At 41.9% G+C, this 12,299-nt stretch carries 10 protein-coding genes; 7 read left to right on the top strand and 3 right to left on the bottom strand.

The window, feature by feature from the left end:
- Positions 1-118 precede the first annotated feature (118 nt).
- Positions 119-745 (top strand): manganese efflux pump MntP family protein, encoded by a 627-nt coding sequence (locus tag ACQKCG_RS09675; protein WP_134292781.1) that lies wholly within the window; start codon positions 119-121, stop codon positions 743-745.
- A 106-nt stretch (positions 746-851) separates the two neighbouring features.
- Here the strand turns inward: ACQKCG_RS09675 and rlmF are convergent, their stop codons facing one another.
- Positions 852-1,889 (bottom strand): 23S rRNA (adenine(1618)-N(6))-methyltransferase RlmF, encoded by a 1,038-nt coding sequence (gene rlmF, locus ACQKCG_RS09670; protein WP_134292782.1) that lies wholly within the window; start codon positions 1,887-1,889, stop codon positions 852-854.
- An 87-nt stretch (positions 1,890-1,976) separates the two neighbouring features.
- Positions 1,977-2,714 carry a LysE family translocator gene (locus tag ACQKCG_RS09665; RefSeq protein WP_134292783.1) on the bottom strand — a complete coding sequence of 246 codons (738 nt, stop codon included), beginning with the start codon at positions 2,712-2,714 and terminating at the stop codon, positions 1,977-1,979.
- A gap of 238 nt (positions 2,715-2,952) precedes the next feature.
- Here ACQKCG_RS09665 and ACQKCG_RS09660 point away from each other — a divergent pair, with 238 nt between their 5' ends.
- The 3 genes from ACQKCG_RS09660 to ACQKCG_RS09650 are packed head-to-tail and all read left to right on the top strand — an operon-like array spanning position 2,953 to position 7,305.
- On the top strand, positions 2,953-3,753 hold the full coding sequence (locus ACQKCG_RS09660; RefSeq protein WP_134292784.1) for a crotonase/enoyl-CoA hydratase family protein: 801 nt from the start codon (positions 2,953-2,955) through the stop codon (positions 3,751-3,753).
- Positions 3,754-3,797: 44 nt separating this feature from the next.
- A complete protein-coding gene (locus ACQKCG_RS09655) occupies positions 3,798-5,954 on the top strand; it encodes an McrB family protein (protein WP_134292785.1) in 2,157 nt (718 codons plus the stop codon).
- Positions 5,932-7,305, top strand: a complete 1,374-nt coding sequence (locus ACQKCG_RS09650; protein WP_134292786.1) for an McrC family protein — start codon at positions 5,932-5,934, stop codon at positions 7,303-7,305. The genes ACQKCG_RS09655 and ACQKCG_RS09650 overlap by 23 nt, the downstream gene beginning before the upstream one ends.
- Before the next feature lie 264 nt (positions 7,306-7,569).
- On the opposite strand, the gene ACQKCG_RS09645 is transcribed toward ACQKCG_RS09650, so the two are convergent.
- A complete protein-coding gene (locus tag ACQKCG_RS09645; protein WP_134292787.1) occupies positions 7,570-8,388 on the bottom strand; it encodes a hypothetical protein in 819 nt (272 codons plus the stop codon).
- A gap of 366 nt (positions 8,389-8,754) precedes the next feature.
- Between ACQKCG_RS09645 and ACQKCG_RS09640 the strand changes: the two genes are divergently transcribed.
- The 3 genes from ACQKCG_RS09640 (at position 8,755) to ACQKCG_RS09630 (ending at position 12,105) form a co-directional block, all read left to right on the top strand.
- The gene (locus ACQKCG_RS09640) at positions 8,755-9,912 is read left to right on the top strand and encodes a MalY/PatB family protein (RefSeq protein ID WP_134292788.1); all 1,158 of its coding nucleotides are present in this window, start codon (positions 8,755-8,757) and stop codon (positions 9,910-9,912) included.
- Positions 9,913-10,133: 221 nt separating this feature from the next.
- Positions 10,134-11,732, top strand: a complete 1,599-nt coding sequence (gene guaA / locus ACQKCG_RS09635; RefSeq protein ID WP_134292789.1) for a glutamine-hydrolyzing GMP synthase — start codon at positions 10,134-10,136, stop codon at positions 11,730-11,732.
- 226 nt (positions 11,733-11,958) lie between these two features.
- Positions 11,959-12,105 carry a hypothetical protein gene (locus tag ACQKCG_RS09630; RefSeq protein ID WP_166739253.1) on the top strand — a complete coding sequence of 49 codons (147 nt, stop codon included), beginning with the start codon at positions 11,959-11,961 and terminating at the stop codon, positions 12,103-12,105.
- Positions 12,106-12,299: the final 194 nt, after the last annotated feature.

Below are 12,299 nucleotides of genomic sequence, written 5' to 3'. Positions count from 1 at the left end.
CTGGTTACTGACAATTTATAAAAATACCGCTTTGATATTCAAGGCGGTATTTTTGTTTCACGTGAAACTCATTTGTTAGCGTTTCTATTACCTAATAATTATAATTTGTGGGAATCAAATGGTTGAAGTAATTTTACTCGCTATTGCTTTAGCGATGGATGCGTTTGCAGTGTCGATAGGGTTGGGTGCTAAGGCTCAAAAATACAGTCATCAATATGTACTGCGCTTGGCTATCTATGCTGCGCTTTACTTTGGTATTGCTCAAGGTGTCATGCCGCTTATCGGATATTTATTGGGTGCGGCAATGTTGGGTTGGTTGGCCGCTGCTGCACCTTGGATTGGCGGCACTATTTTGATTGCTCTAGGTGGCAAAATGCTTTACGAAGTGTTTACTGCTGATGAGTCGGATGATGACAGTGATGATCTGGACGTCAATGATGTTGCTATTAACACTGGTAGCGACACAGTAATAGCCACGAGTAAGCATGGACATATTAATCATCACACCATGTTTACGTTAGCGGTTGCAACCAGTATTGATGCAATGGCGGCAGGGTTTACGCTGAATTTATTGGCACTGAACGCGTGGTTAGCCTGCCTTATTATCGCTGTAGTAACCGCTATATTTGGCTGGATCGGGGTCTATTTGGGACGTCGATCAGGCACATGGCTAGAGGATAAAGCTGAAGCATTGGGCGGTATTGTGCTTATTGCCATTGGTCTAAAGGTGATGTTTTTTAGCTAATTTATTTAGATTTTTACTGAGTATTTATACAAAAGCACCGCTTTGAATATCAAAACGGTGCTTTTTTGTTTCACGTGAAACTTAGATTAGTAGTTTTGCTTAGTGATTATTCTTCGTCAGTGTCAAAGCGCCAAGCTAGTACGCGAGTGCTTTTTTGACCTTGGCTCATCTCGATAATGCGCATTTGAGCGACGTTTAGCTGCTTTAATAATAATTGCAATGGCTTAACGTTTTCAGATTTCGACACTAAAGTAGTAAACCAGCCAACGTGTTCTGCAAAGCTCTGACTTTCTTTTGCCATCTTGGTCAGGAAGGCAATCTCGCCACCTTCACTCCATAGCTCTTTATGCTGACCACCGAAGTTTAGGTTTTGCGCAGCGTTGCCTGATTTGGTTGAGCTACGGCTGATTTGCTCGCTTTCATTTTTACCACGATGACGCTGCAAGTTATGTTGCTTTCGGCTATTGGCTTCCATCGCTTCTTCTAATGAAGCATGAAACGGAGGGTTACAAACCACGACATCAAAATAATCTTGACGACCAATGATGTTTTTAAAGATAAACTTAGGCTCAGGCTGCAGCTTTACTTTGACCGCACTCTTTAGTTTTGGATTAGCTTCACAAATCAGCGCTGCGGTGTTGACTGAGATAGGGTCAATGTCACTTGCTGTAAAGCGCCAGCCATAGCTTTGACTACCAACGATAGGGTAGATAGCACTGGCACCAGTACCGATATCAAGGGCGTGAATTTCTTTACCCGTTGGCGGTGTGTTATCGGCGTTTACGTGAGTGGTTTGCGCCAGTAAATCCGCGATATAGTGAATATAGTCGGCACGTCCAGGAATAGGCGGACATAGATAACCTTCAGGAATGTCCCAAAATTTAACCCCGTAATAGTTCGCCAACAGTGCTTTATTTAGCACGCGAACAGCCTGATGATCCGAGAAGTTAATCGTCGACTCACCTTTAGGGTTGGTAATGGTGTGGTCAGCAAGCTCTGGTAAGGCGCGAGTCAGTACTGCAAAGTCATAACGACCTTGGTGCGGGTTGCGTGGGTGCAGCTGACCGAGTTTTTTCGCGGTCGCAGGAGATCTATTTCTGTGTTTACTATTTGCAGGGTTACGGGTCATGGGCTTACTTGTCATAATGTCAGGCTACGATATATGGATATAAGTAACCAGTGTAGCAGATTTCGCAGGTTGCTAATTGTTTATCCGCGCTTTATCGGTCGCTTATCGGTGACGTAATATCAAGTTAAGCCCTAATACGATCATCGCAGTACCCAATACACGGTCGATCCAATGCTCAAATCGTTGGAAGCGTCGATGTACCGCAGGGATAGAGAGTAGCATGACGACCGTACTAAACCACGCCATCTGTAACACCATCATCCATACACCATAAATAGCCAATTGCCAAAGCGGGATATCAGGCGACAATACAAGAGTAAAAATAGCTACAAAATAGATAGGCGCTTTTGGGTTAAAGACATTACAAAGAAATCCGCGACGCAACGTGGCAAAGGTAGATTCGCCATTACTAGACGATTTTTTGATAGTGGCTTCTCTTGTTGTAGGTGTGGTTTGGCTAGTAAGCGCATCTTGCGAAGTGTGAGCGCTTGAACCTACTTGCGAGTCTGTTTTTTCTAAAAGGTGAGCTGTGTCTAAATCTGCTGGTTTTTTAGGCTTAGCTTGGATACCTTGCCAACCTAAGTAAATCAGATAGCCACCACCCAACCATTTAATAGTAGTCAATAATGGCTGCGAATGAGCAATGACAGTCGCCAGTCCTAATACAGAATAAATTATATGGACGGCAAGACCCAAGGTAATACCGAGACTACAAATCAAACCTGTGCGTCGACCTTTTGCTAATGTCTGCTGCGAGACTAAGACAAAATCAGGGCCAGGTGAGGCCGCGGCTAATAGGTGTACGCTAGTGATGAGCAAAAAACCGTGCCAAAATTCCATAAAATACTCTGAACCATACTTAGACCTGCAACATAGTTGCACTTATCGTAAATGAGGTCAACTTTTATCGATTTTTGCACTATGCGAGTCATCTCTATTGCTTGTGTTATAGAACGAGGGTGTCTATATTAAAGGTGACTTATCGCTCAATCTCTACCGATAAATTATTGAGATTCGACTATATAACCACTCATTATATGCAAAATATGCAAATAATTACTTTAACAAGGATGGAACCATGACTACGGATAGTAACGCCACAGAAAACCGCATCACTTATAACACGCAAGGCCATGTTTGCCTTGTCGGGCTAAACCGTGCCAACAAACGCAACGCCTTTGACAGTCATATGATTGCCCAACTGTCTGACGCCATGACTCGCTACGAGGCAGACGATAACTTACGCTGTGCGCTGATATTTGCGCATGGTGATCATTTTACCGCTGGGCTGGATTTGGTAGAGCTGCAAGACAAGCTAAGCGATGGCGTGTTTGAGTTTAATGACGATCAAATCGACCCGTGGGGCATCGGTGGAAAACTGCGCACCAAACCTGTGGTCGTGGCGGTCAAAGGCACTTGCTTCACCGTGGCTATCGAGCTGATGCTCAACAGTGATGTGGTCATCGCCAGTGATAACTGCAATTTTGCACAAATGGAAGTCCAGCGCGGCATCATGCCATTTGGCGGTGCAACGGTACGTTTTGTAGCCGCTGCTGGCTGGCAAAAAGCCATGCCGTATCTACTCACGGGCAAAGCATTTGATGCGCAAACGGCTGATAGACTGAATTTGGTCAGCGAAGTGGTGGCAAATGGGACTGAGTATGAGCGTGCACTGACACTGGCACAAGAGATCTGCAAAGCCGCGCCTTTGGGTGTGAGAGGGGCATTGTCTTCTGCGCAAGATGCTAGCCGTAATGGTGCAGCAACGGCATTGGCCAATATCCATAGCTATCTGCCGCCACTATTTCATTCAGAAGATGCGAAAGAAGGTGTAATGGCAATGGTTGAGAGACGTGAGGCTGAGTTTAAGGGGCGGTAGTTTTAGGAAAAATACTAAAAAATTATTAATTTATAGGAATAAATATGGAGCAGGTCGTCGTTAGAAGTGATGATTATAATTCTAAATCGCAAGTTACTAAGTATGAATGGTTGGAGATATTATCTGACGATAATTTTATGACCAGTAACTATAAATATGTACTGAGTATCTTTTTTTTAGAACCTGAGTACAAGGCAACCTGTAAATATTTAGCAGAAAAATATCATACACATTCTAACTCTCTTACTGCTCTAGTAACACATTTTAGTAGAGTTGTTCAAGAGCGTTTAAATAGGTTTGAAATAACTACTGAGGAGGGAGATAAGACCTACTGGCTAGTTACAATGCTTGGCAAGAAGGTAGCGGGTAACTTATTTGAATGGAAACTACGGGACGAGTTAGTTGAAGCAATGAAGGAACTCGACTATATCAATGCCAATGCTATCAAAATAGATAGCATTGGTCATTTAGTCAGTCTTATAAACAAAGACGTTGGTGATTTAAAAAGAGACTTTCTTATAGCGAGAAAAGAGCTGACAGGCAATCAAAGAATCACTAACTCTAAATTGCTGTTCAAATATGATAGCGAAGACAGAGAATGGGCAATTAACGAAGGGGCTGGTACCGAAGTTCAGTACCATATTTACTTGTCAGACAATAGAATTGGTTATGGACTGGGGTTTAATACGCTGTATGTCAGATTCAAAGAAGAAAAGACTCCGATAGAGTATATCAAGCCTTATATAGATGCTTTCATTGCTTTGAAAGACAGTGACGAGATGATCAAGCTTGCCAATAGAGACTTTGCATTAAATACGGATGAATACGACTTCCAAAATCCTGTTAGAGACGAGCATTACTTATTTGGTCGAATAGTAGCGTTAGATGATGAACAAAAACTGCATTTAGTCGAATACTACAATATTATAAATGATCTAAAAGGCGATCTATTTAATGCCTATAAAAATATTTTTAAACTCGCCAATGAATTAAATATGACTGAAAAATCAAGTAATCAAAATCATCAGCCATTTATCACTAATCCTTTGCTACAAGAAATTAGCGAGCTATTACTTGCTAATAAAAATCTCATACTTACAGGTGCACCAGGAACAGGTAAAACCTATTTAGCTAAAACGTTGGCTGAGGAATGGGATGCAGAATATGAACTCATTCAGTTTCATCCATCTTATGACTATACTGACTTTGTAGAAGGCTTACGACCTATTCAAAATGAAAACGGAGAAGTTGGTTTTGAGCTACGAGATGGAAGCTTTAAAAAGTTCTGTAAAGAAGCACGAAAATATCAAAATAATCAACAGTTAAGCAATTTTGAAGAAGTTTATCAAAGATTTATAGATGATATATCCGAAAGCGCTATAGACTTAGTGACGCCTAGCCAAGGAAGTCCATTCACAATTATTGTGAACACGCGTGAAAATATCACAGCTGTTTTATCAAGTGAAACACAGAGACAAATCACGTTAACTAAATCGTTGATACAAAATTACTTTGAAACAGGCAAAGCGCTCAACTGGAAGCCTTATCTGATTCCAGTATGCGAATACATCAAAAAAAACTATGACTTAACCCTTACCAATACAGATAATCAGAATAAAAAATTCATTATTATCTTGGATGAGATTAATCGTGCTGAAATCTCTAAAGTATTAGGTGAGCTTTTCTTCTCTATTGACCCTGGCTATCGAGGGGAGAGTGGTAGAGTCACTACTCAATATGCCAATTTGCAAACGGACGAAGATGTATTCAAAGAAGGTTTTTATATACCAGATAACGTCTATATCATTGGCACAATGAATGATATCGACCGCAGTGTTGAGTCTTTTGATTTTGCTATGCGCCGTCGTTTTGCATGGAAAGAAATTAAATCAGCAGATCGACTATCTATGTGGGAAGGTCAAATTGATGATTGGGCAGAGGAAGCAGAACAACGCCTAATGGATTTAAACAAGGCTATCGAATCTGTGCAAGGATTGAATTCGGCTTATCACGTTGGCCCATCTTACTTCCTAAAGCTTGCCAACTATGATGGCGATTTTGATAAGTTATGGACATATCATTTAGAGTCGCTACTTTTTGAATATCTGCGTGGTTATCCTAATGCTGAGCAACAGATTCAAGGATTAAAAGATGCCTATAATCTACAGTTAGGGTTTGATGATGATCGTAACGACGGATAATACCTCATTAATTTTAGGCTCTAATGAGCCAAACGTTAATAAAATTATAGATGATTTATCACTACTCGCTAGTAAAAATATTGGCGAGCTAGTGACCGCACACCCCAATTTATTGATTTTCCCCACACATTTTGAAGATAACGAAGATGATATTGCCAGTAAGCCAATCTTTGAATTAAATGTTAGTGAGTCTCAGACCGTTTTAGAGACAGGCAATGTCATGGGCTTTATTGGTGTAAAAGGTACACAGTTGAAAATCCAGTCCCGTTTTGCTCGGGCATCTGTTGTAGGTAGTGATGACCAAGCCAATCAAGAAGAGGCTATTGAAGAAGATTATTTTCTACATTATATGCTGCAAAAAGTATTGTGTATTAACCTGTTTGATTTAAAGCACAGTAGAAATCAAACCAACCTATTTGATTTTTTAGTATATTTATTTCCTCATTTTCTTAAAAAAGCGCTCTCACAAGGCCTGTATAAAGAGTATCAAAAGCAAAGCTATAACGACAGTAGTCTCAAAGGGGCTATCGATGTCAAAGCCCATCTGCGACAGAATCTGCCGTTTCGAGGCAATGTTGCCTACAGTGTGCGTGAGCATAGTTTTGATAATCCAATTTCCCAGCTCATTCGTCACGCCATAGAGTTTATCAAACAAAAACCCAATCTGAGAGATGTGTTGCATAGCGACAGCGAAACACTTGATTTCGTCAATCTGATTGTCCAACATACTCCGTCATATCATGTACGTGACCGGCATACTATTATCAATACTAACCGTAAGCCTTTTGTACATCCTTACTTTACGGAATACAGTGGCCTGCAAAAAATCTGTCTGCAAATTTTACGTTATGAAGGTTTGAAATACGCTAACAATGATGATAAGGCTCACGGCATTTTGTTTGATGGAGCGTGGTTATGGGAGGAGTACCTCAACACACTACTACGTCCTATCGGATATGACCATCCTACTAATAATAACCGACAAGGTGGTATCAAGGTCTATGCTCAAAAATTTTCAGGTAATAACGTCCGTCGTTATCCTGACTTTGTGAAAGACAGTCGTATTATTTTAGACGCTAAATATAAGCGTATGAAAGATAACAAAATCGATAGAGATGACCTTAATCAAGTCCTGTCATACTTGTTTTTGTATAAAGCAGATATCGAAGGTTATGTTGCCCCTACAGAAGAGGATGACTTGGCGCTAAATATGGGATTGCTTAATGGTTTTGGTGGCAGTATCCACAAATTTAAGCTCTCCATTCCGCAAAAAGTCACAAGCTATCAAGTGTTTAAAAGAGCTATTGCTGAGAATGAAGTGAGGTTGATAGAGAATATTGGTGGATTATAAGGTACTCAGAGTAATAAGGAACTGTTTGTGACTGCTTAAAGCTTGCCATTATATAACATGAGCTTTAAAGCACGTTTTAGCCCTGAGGTAATGTCTAATGGCAGGATTAGCTCCAATTTTATAACAACTCTGATAACCACGAAATCTAACACAGCACTCCAAAACACCACCAAGCAAACCAAAAAAACCTCGCAATCGCGAGGTTTTTTGTTTTATCTAGTATGACTGACTACAACAGCATCAGTGTTGACCACTCAACTATAATTATTTAGCTTTTTGGTAGTAATCAACCATCATCGTACCTAAGGTGCCATTGTCATCGATTGTGACGATTCTGACCGTACCTGATTGTGCTGCGGTACTCGACTGAACTTGTCCGGCGTTACCTAAGACGACTTGGTTGTCTTTAGATGCTTTTGCCTCATTACCGATAGCGATACTGTTCATGCCGCCTGCCATAGATTTATTACCAACCGCGACGGAAGTTGCGCCTTGTGCCATAGCCGCTTCACCGACAGCGGTAGAGCGCATACCGCTTGCATTGGCTAGATGACCAAATGCTTGTGCGCGTTCAGCAGTGGCTTTTGACTGCCAACCGATAGAGGTTGAGCCTAGACCAGCGGCATTAGCTTCACCGCCAACGGCAGTGGCTGAGTTTAGACCTGCATTGGCTTTATTACCGACAGCAACCGTATCGTTATTTCCACCTGCCATAGCTGCTTCACCGACAGCGGTAGAGCGCACACCACTTGCATTGGCTAGATGACCAAAAGCTTGCGCACGTTCGGCAGTGGCTTTTGATTGCCAACCGATAGAGGTTGAGCCTAGACCAGCAGCGTTAGCTTGACCGCCAACGGCAGTAGCTGAGTTTAATCCTGCATTGGCCTGACTACCGATGGCAACGGTATCATTGGTGCCGCTAGTCGTGGCAGCATTGCCGAGAGTGATAGCAGTGCTGCTAGTTGCGTTTGCAGTCTGATGGTCAGTTCCTGTTGCCATAGCAGTGCAAGAAGCGGTTGTGGCAATGGCAAAGGTAAGGGCACTAATCTTTAGTACTGATTTCGGTAAAAAGTCCATTTTCATTCTTCATTCCTTTTTGTTAGCCTTGATGGCTTATTAGATAGTTTGGGTAGATGTTGATAGATTATAATTATGGCAACATCAGCGCACTTTGGCATAAATAACTTTATCATAGATAGAGTCCGAAACCTTAATGTAGCATTAATTTTTAATCATTATTGAAATAAAGTTTACTTTATATCTTTGACGGTTATTTAAGCCGATAAATGGATATTTAGGGTCTAAAATCACTTTAATTCTTTGTGAAAAATTGAATGCGCCTTAATCTACTAGAGCAGATAGCGTAGCGTATATTGATAATACAATGCATATATTGCGCTGTATTTTTGACGTTCCAAACCATTATTATTCCAAATAAGAAGAGTACCAATGCAATATAACTTTGATGAAATAATCGACAGACGCGATACCGGCTCACTCAAGTGGCACTATAGCGATGACACGATTGCGCTATGGGTAGCAGATATGGATTTTAAGGCTGCCGCACCGATACTAAGCGCGGTTGAGCAAGTCATGCAGCATGGCATTTTGGGTTATACCAAGCCTACTGATGCCTTATACGATTCGATTATTAACTGGCATGGTAGTCGTTATGACTTGCGGTTAGAGAAGCAGAATATCTTGTTTTCTCCTGGTGTCGTGCCAAGCCTAGCGCTGATGATGAATGTCTTTACCAAGGTAGGCGAAGCGGTAATGGTCAACGATCCTATTTATACGCCTTTTATGAGTAAGGTTGAGCAAAATGGTCGTAAGCTCGTAACCTCTGCACTAAAGGAAGCTGAAGGTAAATATCATTTGGATTTGGCTGATATCGAAGCCAAAATCATCGAGCATGAGGTTAAGCTTTATCTACTATGTAATCCGCACAATCCGGGCGGGCGCGTATGGACGACTGCTGAGCTTGAAGCATTGCTTGCGATTTGCAAAAAGCACAATGTGGCAATTGTGAGTGATGAAATTCATCAAGATTTAACCTTGACTGTTCATACGTTTACGCCATTTCTGACGCTGCCAAAAGGCTATGAGCACAACGTCGTCAGCCTGACTTCGATGACCAAAACCTTTAATATTGCAGGTATCAAAGGCTCTATGATATTTGCAACAGATAAAGCGCTAATCAAAAAAATCAGTCAGCAGCAGCAATTAAATGATGAGTACGAGCTGAACCTATTTGCGTATACAGCCATGCGTAGTGCTTACGAGCACGGCGGTGAGTGGCTAGAGCAGGCGCTTAGTTATATTGAGGCCAATATTGAATTGACCGTGCAGTTTTTAAATGAGCATTTGCCTGATATTAAAATCATGCGCCCAGAAGCATCGTACCTAATTTGGCTAGATTGCTCAGCATATAGTCAAGACGATCAGGCGCTGTATGACGCGCTTAGAGCTGCTAAAGTTGAGCTAAACGCCGGTATTAAATATGGCGAGGAAGGACATTTAAAGATGCGTTTAAATGTGGCCTGTCCTAAAGCAATATTGATAGAAGGGTTGAATCGTATGCACTCAGCTTTGAGTGATATTACGTAGTAAACCTAGCAAATGGCTGATGAATAGAGAGGAAGATAGTTTGCTCATAATTGGGTTTGCTGTCTACTCTTTGCTTATTTTTATCATTACTTAGGGAGTAATTATTCAAATTGAGGGTATGCGCGAATAATAATCGTGAATAATTAACCATCTAATAGCCAATAGAGGGCGTAAACTTGTTAAAATAGGGCACCAATTTATCTATTGATGGATATCGATTTATGACCACTCCTGCAATCAAAGAAGATCGCATCTTAATCCTCGATTTTGGCTCGCAATATAGCCAGTTAATCGCCCGCCGTGTGCGCGATTCTGGGGTGTTTTGTGAGATGTTCCCTTATGATATCGACACTCAGCGCATCATCGATTTTGGCGCAAAAGGCGTCATCTTGTCAGGTGGCCCTGAGAGCGTCCACGCAGAAAACAGCCCACGTATCAACGATGCGGTATTTGACCTAGGCGTGCCAGTATTAGGTATCTGCTACGGTATGCAAGCAATGGCAGATCGCTTTGGCGGGCAAGTTCATGCCAGTGACATTCATGAGTTTGGTGCGGCGACTATCGAAGTAAATGGTCACTCGCAGCTGACTGATGGTATCGAAGACAGCAAGACTGACGGCGCGGCTGCGAAGCTAAACGTTTGGATGAGTCATGGTGACAAGGTCATCGAAGTACCTGAAGGCTTTGACATCATCGCTAGCACGCCAAGCTGTCCAATCGCGATTATGGCCAATGATGATAAGCAATACTACGGCCTACAGTTCCACCCAGAAGTGACGCATACGCTACAAGGTCAAGAGCTGCTTGGCCGTTTCGTGCATCAAATCTGCGAGTGTGCAGGTGAGTGGACGCCAGACAATATCGCTGATATGCGTATCGCACAGCTAAAAGAGCAAATCGGTGATAAGCAAGTATTGCTAGGTCTATCGGGCGGTGTGGATAGCTCAGTCGTTGCCGCGCTATTGCACAAAGCAATCGGCGATCAGCTGACTTGTGTGTTCGTTGATAACGGTCTCTTGCGTCTGCACGAAGGCGACCAAGTCATGCAAATCTTTGCAGAAAATATGGGTGTAAAAGTCATCCGTGTTGATGCTGAAGACTTGTTCTTAGATGCGCTAGCAGGCGAGTCTGATCCAGAGAAGAAACGTAAAATCATCGGTAAAACGTTCATCGACGTATTCGCTGATAGTGCGCGTCAAGTGAGTGAGCAGAGCGATGGTAAAGTCGTTGAGTTCTTGGCACAGGGTACGATTTACCCAGACGTTATCGAATCTGCTAAGTCGCATCAAGGCAAAGCACACGTCATTAAGAGCCACCATAACGTAGGCGGTTTGCCAGATGACTTGGCATTTAAGCTGATTGAGCCATTACGCGATTTGTTCAAAGATGAAGTGCGTAAGCTTGGTATTACTTTGGGCCTACCAGCCAAAATGATCTATCGTCATCCGTTCCCAGGTCCAGGTTTGGGCGTACGTATCCTTGGCGAAGTCAAAAAAGAATATGCGGATATCTTGCGTTTGGCTGATGCGATATTTATGGCAGAGTTAGAAAAATCAGGCTGGTATGACAAGACTGCACAAGCATTTGCGGTATTCCAACCAATCAAATCTGTCGGCGTGGTCGGTGATGGCCGCCGCTATGCGTGGGTAATCGCGCTACGTGCGGTTGAGACGGTAGACTTTATGACGGCACGCTTTGCGCATCTGCCGTATGATTTGATCGAGACTGTATCGAACCGTATCATGAATGAAATCGCTGAAGTATCACGCGTGACTTATGATGTTTCGAGCAAGCCACCTGCGACGATTGAGTGGGAATAACATCAAACTAAAGATCTGATTAGTTTGATATAGTAATAAAAAAACACTCAACTTGGTTGGGTGTTTTTTTGGTTTAGGGTCTAAGTTAGAAGGGTTAAAAAACATAGTAAATTTACGTCGCCAGAATTATTGGTTATTTTGCATACGACTATTTATAGTTAACTTACTCACAGAGTAGTGAGTAGTAAGCCTAAATTTTCTAATAAAACTTTTAAAGGAATTCTATATGAGCGCGAAGAAAACTACTGTAGCAGACAACAATTCTAACGTGAGAAACCCAAATAAAGGAACGAGTGGTACTAATAAAGCTTATGACCAAGCCCAAGGAAATCGAGGTAAGCAAATGAATCCTAATCGAAAAAGTAAGGGCTAGCTTTAACACTATATAGTCAGACGTTAAGTCTTCTATAACCAGAAGACTTAACTATTTATTTTTGGGATAATATATTAACTGAGGAATTATTATGTCTGAGTTATAGTCACTGCACTACAAAAGAGTTATGTTTTGGATGAATATCATAAAACAATTTAGATAAGTCATTTTCCATCCAACCTTGGCGTAAAAAC

Origin of the sequence: Psychrobacter sp. NPDC078929, assembly GCF_050267985.1 — a bacterium.
Lineage (GTDB): Bacteria > Pseudomonadota > Gammaproteobacteria > Pseudomonadales > Moraxellaceae > Psychrobacter.
This window is presented reverse-complemented; position numbering and strand designations above follow the sequence as displayed.

Excerpts from the sequence above, each read along its gene's own strand:
- ACQKCG_RS09675 (WP_134292781.1), top strand. The coding sequence starts at position 119 with ATGGTTGAAGTAATTTTACTCGCTATTGCTTTAGCGATGGATGCGTTT.
- rlmF (WP_134292782.1), bottom strand. The coding sequence starts at position 1,889 with ATGACAAGTAAGCCCATGACCCGTAACCCTGCAAATAGTAAACACAGA.
- ACQKCG_RS09665 (WP_134292783.1), bottom strand. The coding sequence starts at position 2,714 with ATGGAATTTTGGCACGGTTTTTTGCTCATCACTAGCGTACACCTATTA.
- ACQKCG_RS09660 (WP_134292784.1), top strand. The coding sequence starts at position 2,953 with ATGACTACGGATAGTAACGCCACAGAAAACCGCATCACTTATAACACG.
- ACQKCG_RS09655 (WP_134292785.1), top strand. The coding sequence starts at position 3,798 with ATGGAGCAGGTCGTCGTTAGAAGTGATGATTATAATTCTAAATCGCAA.
- ACQKCG_RS09650 (WP_134292786.1), top strand. The coding sequence starts at position 5,932 with ATGATGATCGTAACGACGGATAATACCTCATTAATTTTAGGCTCTAAT.
- ACQKCG_RS09645 (WP_134292787.1), bottom strand. The coding sequence starts at position 8,388 with ATGAAAATGGACTTTTTACCGAAATCAGTACTAAAGATTAGTGCCCTT.
- ACQKCG_RS09640 (WP_134292788.1), top strand. The coding sequence starts at position 8,755 with ATGCAATATAACTTTGATGAAATAATCGACAGACGCGATACCGGCTCA.
- guaA (WP_134292789.1), top strand. The coding sequence starts at position 10,134 with ATGACCACTCCTGCAATCAAAGAAGATCGCATCTTAATCCTCGATTTT.
- ACQKCG_RS09630 (WP_166739253.1), top strand. The coding sequence starts at position 11,959 with ATGAGCGCGAAGAAAACTACTGTAGCAGACAACAATTCTAACGTGAGA.